This is a genomic window from Acidovorax sp. GW821-FHT10E04, from assembly GCF_059415185.1.
The window spans coordinates 412342-427572 of the sequence record NZ_JBWKMT010000001.1; the positions used below are offsets into that span (position 1 = coordinate 412342).

Genomic DNA, 15231 nt, shown 5'->3' on the forward strand with positions numbered 1-15231 from the left:
CGGCAGGCGCGGGTGGGGCTCAGATGCCCACGATCGCGGCGGCCAGCGCCACGGCGATCAGTTGGATCCCGAAGAAAATCACGACGATTGGCATGGCCATCCCCTTTGATGAAGCAAGGATGCTAGGTGTGCGTACTCCAGGCCGGGGTGCGACAACAGCGAAGGACCGCGTAGGCGGTTTCCTACGGTAAGACCGGTATGGATGGTGCGGGATTTGTTACAAAAATCCGAATGGCAACAATATCGGCAGGGGTTTGCGCGGCTGCCAGCGGGGCGCCCAGCCGCGCTGGTGCTTCATTTGGGGCCTCTGGCTGCCGGGCCCGCAAGGTTGTAGCTTCGTGTATCAATCCTTGAACCCGGGGGGCTCGCGCCGCACAATATTCCTTCATTCACGCCGGAGGCCGCCATGCCAATGGAGTATCTAAGGGAGCTGGAGCGCGATGCGCTTCCCCTGATTGAATCGGACGTGGTCAACATCGACAAGCTGCGCGTGTTGCGGGCGGCCGGTATGGTGGAAGTGCAGCTCCCGCCCGTCGATTCGCCACAGCAGAAGGCGCAGGTGCTGTACATCACCGGCCTGGGTTGCGCGACGCTCAGAGCCTATCGATCCCGCGTGAGGGCGCCCCGCCCGCAGGCGCACACCGATCTGGAGGCTTCATACGACTGATGGGCCGTGCCACGTATCCGGCCTCATGCCCGTAAACCCCGCTCGGAGTCACTGTCCTACAAATTGATGCGCCGCACCAGAAGTGCCGCGGCCGCGCTGCGTAAATACGATGGGCCATCCGTATTTACTGGCACGGCCAGGTGAAAGGCGCATATGAGCAGTTGGTACAAATTGGCACTCGGCAATGATGATCAGGCCTTTGAGCCCACGCTGCGCATCCAGCAGATGTTCATGTCGAAGTTCCTGATGTGCCCCCCGGGGTCCGGCAGGGCGCTCTTTTCCTGCTATGACAAGGAAAAGGACAACCTCTGGCTCTATTTCTCTCCCGCCGCCCAAGACATAGCCTTGCGCGTCTATGCCGAGCCCTGCGATCCGCCGACGGCCCTGGACTGCATCGGCCTTCTGGCGGGCGAGGGCGATGCCCTGGGGGTCGGGGAATCCCCGCTGCTGGCAAAGGCCGCCTGACGGCGCCCAGGGCTTTGCGATCCTGCCGGCGGGACGGCGCCCGCATCCACGTCAGTGTTGTCCTACACCTGTCTTCACGGGGTTCCGACATGCGTGTGTTCGGGCCCATGCCTCAATCACCACCGGGCCAGTGCGGTGCCCGTGCGAGGAGTTCAGCATGTTTTCTTTCGATCCCCCCTCCCATCATCTGGAAGCGTGGCCAGAAGCGCCTGCCTTGCAAATGGGGCAGCCGATGGAGCGGGTTTTCCAGCGCCAGCAAACCGACGATCTCGCGCCTTGGCGGGGAGACAGCCATGGCATGGAGCGGGAATTGCAGTCTGCAGACCTGGAATACCGCGAACCCCAGGCGATGGGTTGACGACAGGCCTGAGTGCGCCCCGGTGCGTGCAGCGAGAAACCATGCGCGTGTTGACACTGCACATTCGGCCCGAGGGCACCGCGCAATACCTGGCCCGGGTGTTTGACGGAAAGGTCCTGGTCGGCACTCCCACCCTGCATGCCGAAATTGACGAGGCCATCGAGGCCTATGGTCACGCCGACGGGTTCCCCGGCGTGACGGCCTTCAACATCTGGTATGGCGGGGGCAGCGTGGGCACGGTTCCACTCATCCAGATGCGCACCGACGCCGTGGAGCTGTCGAACCGGCTGGTGGTGCTGTCCGCCGTCCTGCGCTGAGATTCCGCCTGTCTCGATCTGGCTGCTGCACCCCACCTGCGGGCGCGGCTTGAAGCGCTCCAAAAGGACCTGGGCCTTTGCCAGCGCCTTATCCCGCGAAACAAAATGAAATAAACCGAAACTGCGTCGAGACCACTCCCGAAGCACCTGCCGGCACCATCAGGGCCATGTTCAACACCGTCCCGAAAGGACTGATCATGAAACCCTGGATCAAGAGAACGCTGGTAGGAATCTTTGGCGCATCCATCATGGTGGGTGGTCTGACGGCCTGTTCCAGTGGAGCCCACCGCCACGGGCCCATGAGCCCGGAGAAAATGGCGGAGGTGCGCGCCAAGGTGGTCGACCGGGTCAGCGGCAAGCTGGATCTGAACGATGCGCAGAAGCAAAAGCTCAATGTGCTGGCGGACAGGATGGAGGCACAGCGCACGGCCTTCCTGGGCAAGACAGCCGATCCGCGCGCGGAAGTGCAGGCCATCGTCGCGGGCGACAAGTTCGACCGTGCACGCGCGCAGAGCCTGCTGGAGGAGAAGACCCGCGCGGTACAGGCGAACAGCCCTGAAGTGATCAATGCGCTGGCGGACTTCTACGACAGCCTGAATCCGGACCAGCAGCAGAAGGTGCGCGAGCTGATGCAGCGGCGCAGGGGCTGGATGGCGCGCGGCTGAGGCAGGAGCATTTTCCATGTCACCGATGCTGGATCCCATCCACCACTTGACGCAGGAAGTGCGCATGCACGGCCCTGTGCTGCTGGCAGGCATGCCCGAGCCCCATGACGAGTTGATGTCGCTGGTATGGGGGCCGCGCTTTGACAGGGAGCATGCGCTCGGGCTCGTGGCGCGCCAGCCCGCCGCCGCCGCGCCCGCCCTGCCTGCGCTGCTCGCGGCCGCGGACGCCTTCGATGCGCTGCACCTGCCTGCGCAGCACCGCCTGCGGGAGCTCATCCGGCGGCACCGCGCATTGCTTGCTCCGCCGGTGGCCGGCAGCGGCCTGCCAATGTAAGAATCGCGCATGCACCGCATCCTGCTCATTGACGACGACGCCCAACTGGGTCCGCCGCTTGCCATCTATTTCCAGCGTTTCGAGCTGGAACTGGTCCATGCGCTCAAGCCCAGCGAAGGCCTGGCCCGGCTCGGGGCGGGCGGCTTTGATGCCGCCATCCTTGATGTCATGCTGCCCGAGATGGACGGCTTTGAACTGTGCCGCACCATCCGCAAGCAGGGGGACCTGCCCATCGTGATGCTCACGGCCAGGGGTGAGGTGATGGACCGCGTGGTGGGCCTGGAGCTGGGTGCCGACGACTACCTGCCCAAGCCTTTCGAGCCGCGCGAGCTGGTGGCCCGGCTGCAGACCGTGCTGCGCCGCAGCCGCGCGCCGGGGCAGGGCGGCGATTCGGGGACGCTGGAGTTTGAAGGCCTCAGCATTGATGCCGCGCGCCGCAGCGTGCTGCGACAAGGGGGCATCGTCGAGCTGACCGGCACCGAATTCGACCTGCTGCATCTGCTGGCACGCGAACCGGGCAAGGTGTTCAGCCGCGATGACATCCTGAACCAGTTGCGCGGGCACGAGGCCGAGCTGTACACCCGCGCCGTCGATATCGTGGTGAGCCGCCTGCGCAAGAAGCTGGAACCGCTCGACTGCATCAAGACCTTGCGCAACGCGGGCTACTCGCTGGCCCTGCGGCGGGCGGCGCCATGAGGTTCTGGCGGCGTTCGCGCCCTGGCGAGGGGGCCGAAGACGGGCACGATTGCCCCTGGCACCGCCGCGCGCGGCGCGCGGTCGGGTATTCGCTGCGCATCCGGCTGGTGCTGGTGTTCATGGCGCTCGCGGTGACGGTGGCCGTCACCTTCATGGGCGGAGTGCAAAAGGCGGTGTCCGTGGGCTGGCGCGAGGCGGCCAGGCCCCTGCTGATGGACTACGTGGACCGCCTCGCGGACGAGATCGGCAGCCCGCCCAGCATCGAGCGGGCGAAGGCCATCGCCAGCCGGTTGCCGGTCACGCTGCGCATTGACGGGCCGGTGGTCCACTGGGAATCCCACCCCGATCAGCCGCGCAGCGACTGGATGAGCGACAAGTTCCAGCGCGAGGAGCACTGGAACGGCCATGGCAGCGACGACCAGGGCCGCCGGCTCCTGCAGCGCACCACGGCGGACGGACACAGCATCGAGTTCGGGCTCAATGCGCTGTCCTGGGAAAAGCGCCCGCGCATTGCGTGGGGCACGCTCACGGTGCTGTTGCTGCTCACCGCGCTGGCCTATGTGTACGTGCGGCATCTGCTGCGCCCGCTCGACGACATCCGCCGGGGCGCGCAGCGGTTTGGCGAAGGCAATTTCGCCCAGGCGATCCCCGTGCGGCATGCCCACCGGCCCGACGAGCTGGGGCAACTGGCGGCCACCATCAATACCATGGGGGATGACATCCACCAGATGCTGGAGGCCAAGCGGGCCCTGCTGCTGGCCATGAGCCATGAATTGCGCAGCCCCCTGACCCGCGCCCGCCTGAACACCGAGCTGCTGCCCGAGACCGCCGACGTGCAGGCCCAGCGGCAGGCCCTGATGCGCGACCTGAGTGAAATGGCCGGACTCATCACCGACCTGCTCGAAAGCGAGCGCCTGGCTGGACGCCACGCCGCCCTGCACCGCGAGCCCGTGGACCTGGCTGCGCTGGCGCGGGAGGTGGTGGCCGAGCTCGGCGGCCGCCATGCCGGCGCGGCGGGGATCACCCTCCATGCACAGCAGGGCATGCCGCCGCTGTCGCTTGACCGCTCCCGCATGCGCCTGCTGCTGCGCAACCTGCTGGACAACAGCCTGCGCCACAGCAGCGATCCGGCCGCGCCGCCGCCCGAGTTGCATCTGCGCCTCGCGGCGCAGACGCTCGAACTGGAGGTGCGCGACCACGGACCGGGTGTTCCCCCAGAGCACCTGCCGCACCTGGCGCAGGCGTTCTACCGGCCCGACACGGCGCGGCAGCGCACCACCGGCGGCGTGGGCCTGGGCCTGTACCTGTGCCGGCTGGTGGCACAGGCGCACGGCGGCACGCTGCAGATGCGCAACGCCGGGCCCGGTCTTTCGGCCACGGTGCGCCTGCCGATCGTCGCCTGAGCTGGGTGCCCCGCGGCCCCCCGGCCTGCTGGGGGCGCCGCACTGCACCGCGATGGTGCGTTGGCGTGGCGCGGTGTTTTTCTTCGTACGGTTTCGCGAAGCGCAAATGGATGACAGACCGGCGTGGGCATACACCTGCCATGGATCGTTTGCTATCAATTTCTGATTTTCACCAGCGGTCGCCGGCGTGGGGTACTTACGTTGGCCTCATTCTTGCTTAGACTGGCTACCGGCCCCTTTTGGGGACTCTTTAGCGTTTACCCTGTATATACAGGTATGCTGCGGCTGTCATCATGGCGGCTGGAATGCGGGTGCGACCCGGCCGGGATGGGCTAAGGTACTTTCTTCAAACAGGAGCAGATGATGACTCGATCGGTTGTGAAATGGACGTCGCTGGCAGCGGCAACGGCATGCGTGATGGCCCTGGCCGCCCCGGCCCAGGCGCAGGAAACCAAGATTGTGCTGGGCATGTCCGGCTGGACGGGTTTCGCGCCGCTCACCCTGGCCGACAAGGCGGGCATCTTCAAGAAGAACGGCCTGGATGTGGAGATCAAGATGATCCCGCAGAAGGACCGCCACCTGGCCCTGGCCTCCAAGTCCATCCAGTGCGCCGCCACCACCGTCGAGACGCATGTGGCCTGGAACGCCAACGGCGTGCCCATCGTGCAGATCTTCCAGATGGACAAGTCCTACGGCGCCGACGGCATCGCGGTGCGGGGCGACATCAAGGGCTTTGCCGACTTGAAGGGCAAGACCATCGGCGTGGATGCTCCCGGCACCGCCCCGTACTTCGGCCTGGCCTGGATGCTCAGCAAGAACGGCATGAGCCTCAAGGACGTGAAGACCACCACGCTGTCGCCCCAGGCGGCCGCGCAGGCCTTCGTGGCCGGCCAGAACGATGCCGCCATGACGTACGAGCCCTATCTTTCCACCGTGCGCGACAACCCTGCCGCCGGCAAGATCCTGGCCACCACGCTCGACTACCCCATGGTGATGGACACCGTCGGCTGCGACCCCACCTGGCTCAAGGCCAACGGCAAGGCCGCGCAGGCCCTGGCCAATTCGTACTTCCAGGCGCTCGACATGATCAAGGCCGACCCCACCAAGTCCAACGAGATCATGGGCGCGGCCGTCAAGCAGACGGGCGAGCAGTTCGCCAAGTCGTCGTCCTTCCTGCGCTGGCAGGACAAGGCCGCCAACCAGAAGTTCTTCGCGGGCGAGCTGACCACGTTCATGAAGGATGCCACCGGCATCCTGCTGGAGGCCGGCATCATCCGCAAGGCGCCTGAAGATCTGGCCGCCACCTTCGACGCGAGCTTCATCAAGTAACAACTGAGTTTTCCCGAGCCAAAGAAGAGCGCGCCATGTCTGCAGTGCAACCCCTGTCCGTTACCGAGTCCCACGCTCCCGTGCGCCGGCGCTCGCTGGCTCCCCTGGAGCCCGTGAGCAGCCGTGCCCGCTGGATGCTGGGGCTGGCCTTCTTCGTCGTGTTCGTGGCGGTGTGGGCGTTCTTCACGCTGGGCGGCTTCGTGTCGCCCACCTTCCTGGCCAGCCCCATCACCATGGCCAAGGAAGGCTGGCTGCTGTTCACCGAATACGGCTTCATCAAGGACATCGGCATGACCATCTGGCGCGTGGTCGGTGGCTTTGTGCTGGCCGCAGTGATCGCCGTGCCCCTGGGCATCGCCATGGGCGCCTACAAGGGCATCGAGGCGTTCTTCGAGCCCTTCGTCTCGTTCTGCCGCTACCTGCCCGCGTCGGCCTTCATTCCGCTGCTCATCCTGTGGGCCGGCATTGGCGAGACGCAGAAAATCCTGGTCATCTTCATCGGCTCGGTCTTCCAGATCACGCTGATGGTGGCCGTGACCGTGGGGAGCGCCCGGCGCGACCTCGTGGAGGCCGCCTACACGCTGGGCGCCGGCCACAAGGGCATCGTGACGCGCGTGCTCATCCCGGGCGCCGCGCCCGAGATCGCCGAGACCCTGCGCCTGGTGCTGGGCTGGGCCTGGACCTACGTGATCGTGGCCGAGCTGATCGGTTCTTCGAGCGGTATCGGCCACATGATCACCGACAGCCAGTCGCTGCTCAATACCGGCCAGATCATCTTCGGCATCATCATCATCGGCCTCATCGGGCTGGTGTCCGACTTCGCCTTCAAGGCGCTCAACCACCGTCTGTTTGCCTGGAGTTTTGTGCGATGAGCCGCGTATCCATCCAAGCCGTTTCGCGCGTCTTCGAGACCGCCAAGGGCCAGCGCACGCAGGCGCTGCAGCCGGTCGACTTCGAAGTGCAGGACAACGACTTCGTCACCATCCTGGGCCCCTCGGGCTGCGGCAAGTCCACGCTGCTGCGCATCGTCGCGGGGCTGGACCACGCCACCAGCGGCCGCGTGCTGCTCGACGGCGCGCCCGTGGAAGGCCCGGGCGCCGAGCGCGGCATGGTGTTCCAGAGCTACACGCTGTTCCCCTGGCTCACCATCGAGCAGAACATCCGCTTCGGCCTGCGCGAGCGCGGCATGCCCGAAGCCCAGCAGAAGGAACGCGCCGCGTACTTCATCGCCAAGGTGGGCCTGCGCGGCTTCGAGCAGCACTTTCCCAAGCAGCTGTCGGGCGGCATGCAGCAGCGCACCGCGATTGCGCGCGCGCTGGCCAACGACCCCAAGATCCTGCTGATGGACGAGCCCTTCGGCGCGCTCGACAACCAGACCCGCGTGCTCATGCAGGAGCTGCTGCTGAGCATCTGGGAGGCCGAGCGCAAGACCGTGCTTTTCGTCACCCACGACATCGACGAGGCCATCTTCATGGCCAACCGCGTGGCCGTGTTCAGCGCGCGGCCCGGCCGCATCAAGACCGAGCTGGCGGTGGACCTGCCGCACCCGCGCCATTACACGATCAAGACCAGCCCCGAGTTCATGGACCTCAAGGCGCGCCTGACGGAAGAGATCCGCGCCGAATCCATGGCGGCCGATCTGCACTGAACGCCTTCGTCCCATGAGCGCCCGTCCTTCCCGCCGTCCCGCAGCAGCTGCCCCGCGCAGCGCGCCGCTTGCCGCTCCGGCCAGGGTGGTGGCGGCCGTGGCGGCGCCCGCACAGGCGATGGCGCTGTACGAGCAGATCAAGGACCATATCTCGCGCAAGATCCAGGAAGGCATCTGGCGCGCGGGCGACCGACTGCCGTCCGAGAATGAGCTGGTCACCCAGTTCGGCATCTCGCGCATGACGGTGAACCGCGCGCTGCGCGAACTGGTGGAGCAGGGCCGCATCGTGCGCGTGGCCGGCGTGGGCAGCTTCGTGGCGGAAGACAAGCCACAGTCCACGTTGCTGCAGATCGCCAACCTCGCGAGCGAAATCCGCCAGCGGGGGCACGACTACCGCTGCGACGTGCTGGCCGTGGAGCGCATCTCGGCCACGCTCGAAGTGGCGGCAGCGCTGGACCTGCGCACGGGGGAGTCGGTGTTCCACTCGCTGTGCGTCCACCGCGAGGACGGCCTGCCCGTGCAGCTGGAAGACCGCCACGTGAACCCGCGCCAGGTGCCCCAGTTCGCCGCGCAGGACTTCACGCTGCTGCAGCCCTCCGAATACCTGGTGCGCAACGTGCCGTTCGACCAGATCGAGCACGTGGTCGATGCCGTCATGCCCACCGCCGAGCAGGCCACGCTGCTGGAGATGTCGCCGCAGGAGCCCTGCCTGCTGCTCACCCGCCGCACCTGGTCTCGCGGGATTCCCATCACCGTGGTGCGTTGTTTGCACCCCGCTACCCGCTACCGCCTGGGCAGCCGCTTTAGAGCCGACGGCAACCCGGTCGCTGGTTGAACGCTTGCCTGAAGAGCACGATTTTTTCCGCTTGTACCTACTTGTATATACAGGATCAACGCCATGACAAAAACCACCGCTTCCTCTCTGATCTTGCACCCCGGCCGGGTCACGCTGGCTGAATTGCGCAGCATCCACGCCGCGCCCGTGCAGCTGTCGCTGGACCCGTCCGCGCGTGCCCTCATGCAGGCGTCGCTGGCCACGGTGCAGCGCATCGTGGGTGAGGACCAGGTGGTCTACGGCATCAACACCGGCTTCGGCAAGCTCGCCAGCACCAAGATCGCCCACGAGCGCCTCGCCGAGCTGCAGCGCAACCTGGTGCTGTCCCACAGCGTGGGCACGGGCGATGCGCTGCCCGATCCCGTGGTGCGCCTCATCCTGGCCACCAAGGCCATCAGCCTGGCGCGTGGGCATTCGGGCATCCGTCCCGAGATCGTGGATGCGCTGCTGGCCATGGCCAACGCCAACGTGCTGCCCGTGATTCCGGCCAAGGGTTCGGTGGGCGCGTCGGGCGACCTGGCGCCGCTGGCCCACCTGGCCTGCGTGTTGATCGGCGAAGGGCAGGCCAAGGTCGATGGCACGGTGGTGTCTGGGGCCGAGGCCATGCGCTCCATCGGCCTTGCGCCGTTCGTGCTGGGCCCCAAGGAAGGGCTGGCGCTGCTCAACGGCACGCAGGTATCCACCTCGCTCGCGCTGGCGGGGCTGTTCGGCGCGGAGAGCGTTTTCGCCGCCGCGCTGGTCGCAGGCTGCCTGTCGCTCGAGGCCATCAAGGGCTCGGTCAAGCCGTTTGACGCACGCATCCACGAGGCGCGCGGCCAGGCGGGGCAGATCGCCGTGGCGGCCGCCGTGCGCGCATTGCTGGATGGCAGCGCCATCGACCCTTCGCATCCCCACTGCGGCCGCGTGCAGGACCCGTACTCCATCCGCTGCGTGCCGCAGGTGATGGGCGCGTGCCTCGATAACCTGCACCACGCCGCGCGCGTGCTGGCCATCGAGGCGAACGCCGCGTCCGACAACCCCCTGGTATTCGACAACGGCGACGTGATCTCGGGCGGCAACTTCCACGCCGAGCCCGTGGCCTTCGTGGCGGACATCATCGCGCTGGCCGTGGCCGAGATCGGGGCCATCTCCGAGCGCCGACTGTCGCTGCTGCTCGACCCCGGCCTGTCGGGCCTGCCGGCCTTCCTGATCCGCGACAGCGGCGTGAACTCGGGCTTCATGATCGCCCAGGTCACCGCCGCCGCGCTGGCGGCCGAGAACCAGTGCCTGGCCAACCCCAGCAGCGTGACCAGCCTGCCCACGTCGGCCAACCAGGAAGACCACGTTTCCATGGCCACCTACGGCGCACGCCGCCTGGGCGACATGGTGCGCAATGCGGCGGTGATGGTGGGCATCGAGGCCATGGCCGCCGCGCAGGGCATGGAGTTCGACCGCAGCCTGAAATCTTCTGTGCTCATCGAAGACCAGTTCGCTGCCATCCGCCAGCGCGTGGCCTACCTGGAGCAAGACCGCTTCCTGGCCACCGACATCGAATCCATGCGCGAATGGGCCTCGGAGACGCCATGGCCCGCGCCGCTGCTGCAGTGCCTGCCCAGCCATTCCTGATTTTTTCCTTTCTTTCTCTCTTTGCCACGCCACCCATTCACAGGAGCCCACCATGAACGCCAACGACGCCATCATTGCAGCCGCTTCCAACACCGATCCCCGCCACGACGCCAGCCGCGTGATCCGCGCGCCGCGCGGCAGCCAGCTCACCTGCAAGAGCTGGCTCACCGAAGCCGCCTACCGCATGATCCAGAACAACCTGGACGCCGAAGTCGCCGAGCGCCCGCAGGACCTGGTGGTGTACGGCGGCATCGGCCGCGCCGCGCGCAACTGGGAATGCTATGACCAGATCCTCGCCTCGCTCAAGGACCTGAACGACGACGAAACCCTGCTCATCCAGTCCGGCAAGCCGGTGGGCGTGTTCAAGACCCACGCCAACGCGCCCCGCGTGCTGCTGGCCAACTCCAACCTGGTCCCCAAGTGGGCCAACTGGGAGCACTTCAGCGAGCTGGACCAGAAGGGCCTGTTCATGTACGGCCAGATGACCGCCGGCAGCTGGATCTACATCGGCACGCAAGGCATCGTGCAGGGCACGTACGAGACCTTTGCCGAAGCCGGCCGCAAGCACTATGGCGGCTCGCTCGAGGGCAAGTGGATCCTGACCGCGGGCCTGGGCGGCATGGGCGGCGCGCAGCCGCTGGCCGCCACCTTCGCGGGCGCGGTGTCGCTCAACATCGAATGCCAGCAAAGCAGCATCGACTTTCGCCTGCGCACGCGCTATGTGGACAAGCAGGCGCGCGACATCGACCACGCCATCGCGCTCATTCAGCAGCACACGGCGGCCGGGGAGGCCATCTCCATCGCTCTGCTGGGCAATGCGGCCGACGTGCTGCCTGAACTGGTGAAGCGCGCCCAGGCGGGTGGGTTGAAGCCCGACCTCGTCACCGACCAGACCTCCGCCCACGACCTCGTCAACGGCTACCTGCCCAGCGGCTGGACGGTGGAGCAATGGCGCGCGGCGCAGCAGGATGTGGCGCAGCACGAAGTCCTCAAGAAGGCCGCAGCCCGCTCCTGCGCGGTGCATGTGCAGGCCATGCTCGACTTCCAGGCCATGGGCATTCCCACGGTGGACTATGGCAACAACATCCGCCAGGTGGCGTTCGACGAGGGCGTAAAAAACGCGTTCGACTTCCCCGGCTTCGTACCCGCGTACATCCGCCCGCTGTTCTGCGAAGGCAAGGGCCCGTTCCGTTGGGTAGCCCTGTCGGGCGACCCCGAGGACATCCGCAAGACCGACGCCAAGATCAAGGAGCTGTTCCCGGAGAACAAGCACGTGCACCGCTGGCTCGACATGGCGGGCGAGCGCATCGCCTTCCAGGGCCTGCCCGCGCGCATCTGCTGGCTGGGCCTGGGCGAGCGCCACATCGCGGGCCTGGCCTTCAACGAGATGGTGAAGAGCGGTGAGCTGAAGGCGCCCATCGTGATCGGCCGCGACCACCTCGATACCGGCAGCGTGGCCAGCCCCAACCGCGAGACCGAAGGCATGAAGGATGGCACCGACGCCGTGAGCGACTGGCCGCTGCTCAACGCACTGCTCAACACCTCGGGCGGCGCCACCTGGGTCAGCCTGCACCACGGCGGCGGCGTGGGCATGGGCTACTCGCAGCACTCGGGCATGGTCATCGTGGCCGATGGCACCGATGCGGCGGCCGAGCGCCTGGCGCGCGTGCTGGTCAATGACTGCGGCAGCGGTGTGATGCGCCATGCCGACGCAGGCTACGAACTGGCGGTGGAAACGGCGAAGAAGCAGGGCCTGAACCTGCCCATGGTGAAGTGAAACAGCGTCAGCAAGGAGGTGTGACAGGGATGTGAAAAAAGGGAACGGAATTCCCATTCGGTGGGAATGTTGGGTTTGAATGCCGCTGCAATCCTTTGATACTGAGTCCATGCCCACCCGTGGACCGACCTCCGTTGCCGCCGCCGACCGTGTTCTGCACGTGCTGGCGGTGCTGGCGCAGCATGGCCAGCCCATGTCGGCCGTCGAGCTGATGGAGGCCACGGGCCTGGCGCGCAGCACGCTGTACCGGCAGCTCGCGCGGCTCAAGCTGTGGGGCTTCGTGCTGGAGAGCAGCGGGCACTACGCGCCCGGGCCGCTGAGCCTGCAACTGGCCCTGGGCTTTGACATGGCGTCGCACCTGGTGCACCACGCACGGCCGGACATGCAGGCCCTGGCCCGGCAGTCCCATGAAAGCGTGGGGCTGGTGGTGGCCGTCAACGACAGCGTGGTATGCCTGGACATGGTGGACAGCACGCAGGCCCTGCGCTGCTCGTTCGAAAAGGGGCGCAGCGTGCCGCTGCGCGCCGGCGCCTCCGCCAAGTGCCTGCTGGCCCATGTGGCCCCGGCCACGCGCAATGCCATTCTGGACCTGCACTACGGCGCGGGCACCCCCGAGCGCCAGGCGGCGCTGGCCGAGCTGGAAGGCATTGCCAAGGCGGGCTACGCCGTCAGCTCCGGCGAGGTGGATGCCGGTGTCTGGGGTGTCAGCGTGCCCGTGTTCGGCTCTCCCCGGCAGGCCGCGGGGGCCATCACCCTGATGGCCCCGATCTTGCGAGCCCAGGGGCAGGAGGCCGCGCTCACCGGCATGGCCGTCATCGCCGCCGCGCGCATCTCCCGCCAGCTCACTTCTCCCTGATTTCCCTCACCCCTCCCCAGGAGCTTTCCCCATGAACCTTCGTCGCAACCTTCTTCTGGCCAGCCTGGCCGCCGCCGCCTTTTGCACCACGGGTGCGCAGGCCCAGGACAACGTCCTGCGTGTGGGCACCGATGCCACGTTCCCGCCCATGGAGTTCGTCGAGAATGGCAAACGCACGGGCTTTGACGTCGAGCTGGTGGAAGCGATCGCCAAGGCCATGGGCAAGCAGGTCGAATGGGTGGACATCGACTTCAAGGGCCTGATTCCCGGCCTGATCTCCAAGCGCTTCGACATGGCGGTATCGGCCATCTACATCACCGACGAGCGCAAGAAGGTGGTGGACTTCACCGACTCCTACTACGCCGGCGGCCTGGTGGTGATGGTGAAGGCCGACAACAAGACCATCCACAAGCTGGCCGACCTGGATGGCAAGAAGGTCAGCGTGCAGGTGGGCACCAAGTCGGTGGCATACCTGACCGAAAAATTCCCCAAGGTGCAGCGCGTCGAGGTCGAGAAGAACCAGGAGATGTTCAACCTGGTGGACATCGGCCGGGCCGATGCCGCCGTGACCGGCAAGCCCGCCGCGTTCCAGTACGTGCGCACCCGCCCGGGCCTGCGTGTGCTCGATGAGCAGCTCACCACCGAGGAATACGGCATGGCCCTGCGCAAGGACACGCCCGAGCTGACGAAGGCCGTCAACGGCGCCATCACCAGGCTCAAGGCCGACGGTACCTATGCGGCCATCGTCAAGAAGTGGTTCAGCAACAGCGCTGCCAAGTAAGCCACGGACCGTTGCCGGACTGAACCATGGAACTCGATTTTTCTCCTGTCTGGGCCGGGCTGCCCCAGTTGCTGGCGGGCGCGCTGGTCACCGTGGAAATCACGGCCGCCTCGCTGCTGCTGGGCTGCGTCATGGGCCTGCTGGTGGGCATTGGCCGCCTGAACCCCAGGCGCCGCGTGGTCTACGCCCTGTGCACCGCCTACGTGGCCGCGATCCGCGGCACGCCGCTGCTGGTGCAGCTGTTCATCCTGTTCTTTGGCCTGCCGCAGTTCGGCATCCTGCTGCCTGCTTTCGTGTGTGGCGTGATCGGCCTGGGCATCTACTCGGGCGCCTATGTGTCCGAGGTGGTGCGCGGCGCCATCCAGTCCATCGACAAGGGGCAGATGGAGGCGGCGCGCTCCATCGGCATGTCCTCGGGCCTGGCCATGCGCACCGTGGTGCTGCCGCAGGCGGTGGTGCGCATGATTCCTCCGCTGGGCAATGAGTTCATCGCACTCATCAAGAACTCGGCGCTGGTGTCGCTGCTCACCATCCACGACCTGATGCACGAGGGGCAGAAGATCATCAGCGTGTCGTACCGTTCGCTGGAGGTGTACCTGGCGATCGCGGTGGTGTATTTCATTCTGACCGGGGCCACCACGCTGGTGCTGCGCCGCATGGAACTGCGCCTGCGCGCCGGAGGGATGGTGCAATGAAGACAACGTCTGCAGTGACCGGCGCGAACCCGGCTTCCGAGCCCATCGTGCGCATTCGCAGCCTGCGCAAGTCGTTTGGCAGCCATGTGGTGCTCAGTGGCATCGACTTCGACGTGTTCCCATCGCAAGTGGTGGTGGTCATCGGGCCCAGCGGCTCGGGCAAGAGCACCTTCCTGCGCTGCTGCAACGGCCTGGAGCAGCCCGAGGGCGGCACGGTCGAGATCTGCGGCCGCACGCTGGTGCAGGACGGCCGCATGCTGCCCGACCATGACCTCAACGCGCTGCGCGAGGAGGTCGGCATGGTGTTCCAGTCGTTCAACCTGTTCCCGCACCTGTCGGTGCTCGACAACGTGACGCTGGGCCCACGCAAGCTGCGCGGCCTCTCGCGCAAGGAGGCCGACGAGCGTGCCCAGGCCCTGCTGGCCAAGGTGGGGCTGGCGCACAAGGCGTCGGCCATGCCCGCCAGCCTGTCCGGCGGGCAAAAGCAGCGTGTGGCCATTGCCCGTGCACTGGCCATGGAGCCGCGCGTGATGCTGTTCGACGAACCCACCTCGGCGCTCGATCCGGAGCTGGTGGGCGAGGTGCTGCAGGTCATGAAGCTGCTGGCCAGCGAAGGCATGACCATGATGGTCGTCACCCACGAGATGGACTTCGCGCGCGAGGTGGGCGACGTGGTCGTCGTCATGGACGGCGGTGGCATCATCGAGGCCGGCGCCCCCGCCACCATCTTCACCAACCCCACGCAGGAGCGCACGCGCTCCTTCCTGCAGGCCGTGCTCACCCGCGCCTGAGGCGCTGCG

18 protein-coding genes are annotated in these 15231 nt (G+C 66.7%); all 18 read left to right on the forward strand.

Annotation, left to right across the window (positions count from 1 at the left end; genetic code table 11):
- Positions 1 to 406: 406 nt before the first annotated feature.
- The 18 genes from AC07OC_RS01855 (at position 407) to AC07OC_RS01940 (ending at position 15222) form a co-directional block, all read left to right on the forward strand.
- Positions 407 to 667 (forward strand): hypothetical protein, encoded by a 261-nt coding sequence (locus tag AC07OC_RS01855; RefSeq protein WP_218341077.1) that lies wholly within the window; start codon positions 407 to 409, stop codon positions 665 to 667.
- A gap of 153 nt (positions 668 to 820) precedes the next feature.
- Positions 821 to 1132 carry a hypothetical protein gene (locus AC07OC_RS01860; RefSeq protein WP_218341078.1) on the forward strand — a complete coding sequence of 104 codons (312 nt, stop codon included), beginning with the start codon at positions 821 to 823 and terminating at the stop codon, positions 1130 to 1132.
- 157 nt (positions 1133 to 1289) lie between these two features.
- Entirely contained in the window at positions 1290 to 1490 is a 201-nt protein-coding gene (locus AC07OC_RS01865) for a hypothetical protein (RefSeq protein WP_494600347.1), read from the forward strand.
- A 41-nt stretch (positions 1491 to 1531) separates the two neighbouring features.
- Complete coding sequence (locus AC07OC_RS01870) at positions 1532 to 1807, forward strand: hypothetical protein (protein ID WP_218341079.1); 276 nt, start codon at positions 1532 to 1534, stop codon at positions 1805 to 1807.
- A 197-nt stretch (positions 1808 to 2004) separates the two neighbouring features.
- Positions 2005 to 2472 (forward strand): Spy/CpxP family protein refolding chaperone, encoded by a 468-nt coding sequence (locus AC07OC_RS01875; protein WP_218294725.1) that lies wholly within the window; start codon positions 2005 to 2007, stop codon positions 2470 to 2472.
- Positions 2473 to 2488: 16 nt separating this feature from the next.
- Positions 2489 to 2806: a hypothetical protein gene (locus AC07OC_RS01880; RefSeq protein ID WP_218294726.1), complete on the forward strand. Its 318-nt coding sequence runs from the start codon at positions 2489 to 2491 to the stop codon at positions 2804 to 2806.
- A 9-nt stretch (positions 2807 to 2815) separates the two neighbouring features.
- Positions 2816 to 3502 (forward strand): response regulator transcription factor, encoded by a 687-nt coding sequence (locus tag AC07OC_RS01885; RefSeq protein WP_218341080.1) that lies wholly within the window; start codon positions 2816 to 2818, stop codon positions 3500 to 3502.
- Positions 3499 to 4905 (forward strand): sensor histidine kinase, encoded by a 1407-nt coding sequence (locus AC07OC_RS01890; RefSeq protein ID WP_218341081.1) that lies wholly within the window; start codon positions 3499 to 3501, stop codon positions 4903 to 4905. Before AC07OC_RS01885 ends, AC07OC_RS01890 begins: the two co-directional genes overlap by 4 nt.
- A 363-nt stretch (positions 4906 to 5268) precedes the next feature.
- Complete coding sequence (locus AC07OC_RS01895; protein ID WP_218294729.1) at positions 5269 to 6234, forward strand: ABC transporter substrate-binding protein; 966 nt, start codon at positions 5269 to 5271, stop codon at positions 6232 to 6234.
- 35 nt (positions 6235 to 6269) lie between these two features.
- A complete protein-coding gene (locus AC07OC_RS01900; protein WP_218341082.1) occupies positions 6270 to 7106 on the forward strand; it encodes an ABC transporter permease in 837 nt (278 codons plus the stop codon).
- Positions 7103 to 7882, forward strand: a complete 780-nt coding sequence (locus AC07OC_RS01905; RefSeq protein WP_218294731.1) for an ABC transporter ATP-binding protein — start codon at positions 7103 to 7105, stop codon at positions 7880 to 7882. The genes AC07OC_RS01900 and AC07OC_RS01905 overlap by 4 nt, the downstream gene beginning before the upstream one ends.
- 13 nt (positions 7883 to 7895) lie before the next feature.
- Positions 7896 to 8717: a histidine utilization transcriptional repressor HutC gene (hutC, locus tag AC07OC_RS01910; protein WP_218341083.1), complete on the forward strand. Its 822-nt coding sequence runs from the start codon at positions 7896 to 7898 to the stop codon at positions 8715 to 8717.
- Positions 8718 to 8780: 63 nt separating this feature from the next.
- Positions 8781 to 10322: a histidine ammonia-lyase gene (gene hutH / locus AC07OC_RS01915; RefSeq protein WP_218341084.1), complete on the forward strand. Its 1542-nt coding sequence runs from the start codon at positions 8781 to 8783 to the stop codon at positions 10320 to 10322.
- Between the two features lie 52 nt (positions 10323 to 10374).
- Positions 10375 to 12099, forward strand: a complete 1725-nt coding sequence (hutU, locus tag AC07OC_RS01920; protein ID WP_218341085.1) for a urocanate hydratase — start codon at positions 10375 to 10377, stop codon at positions 12097 to 12099.
- A gap of 109 nt (positions 12100 to 12208) precedes the next feature.
- The gene (locus AC07OC_RS01925; protein ID WP_255591476.1) at positions 12209 to 12955 is read left to right on the forward strand and encodes an IclR family transcriptional regulator; all 747 of its coding nucleotides are present in this window, start codon (positions 12209 to 12211) and stop codon (positions 12953 to 12955) included.
- A 31-nt stretch (positions 12956 to 12986) separates the two neighbouring features.
- The gene (locus AC07OC_RS01930) at positions 12987 to 13736 is read left to right on the forward strand and encodes a transporter substrate-binding domain-containing protein (RefSeq protein ID WP_218341087.1); all 750 of its coding nucleotides are present in this window, start codon (positions 12987 to 12989) and stop codon (positions 13734 to 13736) included.
- Positions 13737 to 13762: 26 nt separating this feature from the next.
- Positions 13763 to 14431: an amino acid ABC transporter permease gene (locus tag AC07OC_RS01935; RefSeq protein WP_218341088.1), complete on the forward strand. Its 669-nt coding sequence runs from the start codon at positions 13763 to 13765 to the stop codon at positions 14429 to 14431.
- A complete protein-coding gene (locus tag AC07OC_RS01940; protein ID WP_255591477.1) occupies positions 14428 to 15222 on the forward strand; it encodes an amino acid ABC transporter ATP-binding protein in 795 nt (264 codons plus the stop codon). The genes AC07OC_RS01935 and AC07OC_RS01940 overlap by 4 nt, the downstream gene beginning before the upstream one ends.
- Positions 15223 to 15231 lie beyond the last annotated feature (9 nt).

Coding starts and splice junctions, on each gene's coding strand:
- AC07OC_RS01935 (WP_218341088.1), top strand. CDS start 13,763: ATGGAACTCGATTTTTCTCCTGTCTGGGCCGGGCTGCCCCAGTTGCTG.
- AC07OC_RS01875 (WP_218294725.1), top strand. CDS start 2,005: ATGAAACCCTGGATCAAGAGAACGCTGGTAGGAATCTTTGGCGCATCC.
- AC07OC_RS01930 (WP_218341087.1), top strand. CDS start 12,987: ATGAACCTTCGTCGCAACCTTCTTCTGGCCAGCCTGGCCGCCGCCGCC.
- AC07OC_RS01940 (WP_255591477.1), top strand. CDS start 14,428: ATGAAGACAACGTCTGCAGTGACCGGCGCGAACCCGGCTTCCGAGCCC.
- AC07OC_RS01905 (WP_218294731.1), top strand. CDS start 7,103: ATGAGCCGCGTATCCATCCAAGCCGTTTCGCGCGTCTTCGAGACCGCC.
- AC07OC_RS01870 (WP_218341079.1), top strand. CDS start 1,532: ATGCGCGTGTTGACACTGCACATTCGGCCCGAGGGCACCGCGCAATAC.
- AC07OC_RS01880 (WP_218294726.1), top strand. CDS start 2,489: ATGTCACCGATGCTGGATCCCATCCACCACTTGACGCAGGAAGTGCGC.
- hutC (WP_218341083.1), top strand. CDS start 7,896: ATGAGCGCCCGTCCTTCCCGCCGTCCCGCAGCAGCTGCCCCGCGCAGC.
- AC07OC_RS01890 (WP_218341081.1), top strand. CDS start 3,499: ATGAGGTTCTGGCGGCGTTCGCGCCCTGGCGAGGGGGCCGAAGACGGG.
- AC07OC_RS01855 (WP_218341077.1), top strand. CDS start 407: ATGCCAATGGAGTATCTAAGGGAGCTGGAGCGCGATGCGCTTCCCCTG.
- hutH (WP_218341084.1), top strand. CDS start 8,781: ATGACAAAAACCACCGCTTCCTCTCTGATCTTGCACCCCGGCCGGGTC.
- AC07OC_RS01865 (WP_494600347.1), top strand. CDS start 1,290: ATGTTTTCTTTCGATCCCCCCTCCCATCATCTGGAAGCGTGGCCAGAA.
- AC07OC_RS01860 (WP_218341078.1), top strand. CDS start 821: ATGAGCAGTTGGTACAAATTGGCACTCGGCAATGATGATCAGGCCTTT.
- AC07OC_RS01885 (WP_218341080.1), top strand. CDS start 2,816: ATGCACCGCATCCTGCTCATTGACGACGACGCCCAACTGGGTCCGCCG.
- AC07OC_RS01900 (WP_218341082.1), top strand. CDS start 6,270: ATGTCTGCAGTGCAACCCCTGTCCGTTACCGAGTCCCACGCTCCCGTG.
- hutU (WP_218341085.1), top strand. CDS start 10,375: ATGAACGCCAACGACGCCATCATTGCAGCCGCTTCCAACACCGATCCC.
- AC07OC_RS01895 (WP_218294729.1), top strand. CDS start 5,269: ATGACTCGATCGGTTGTGAAATGGACGTCGCTGGCAGCGGCAACGGCA.
- AC07OC_RS01925 (WP_255591476.1), top strand. CDS start 12,209: ATGCCCACCCGTGGACCGACCTCCGTTGCCGCCGCCGACCGTGTTCTG.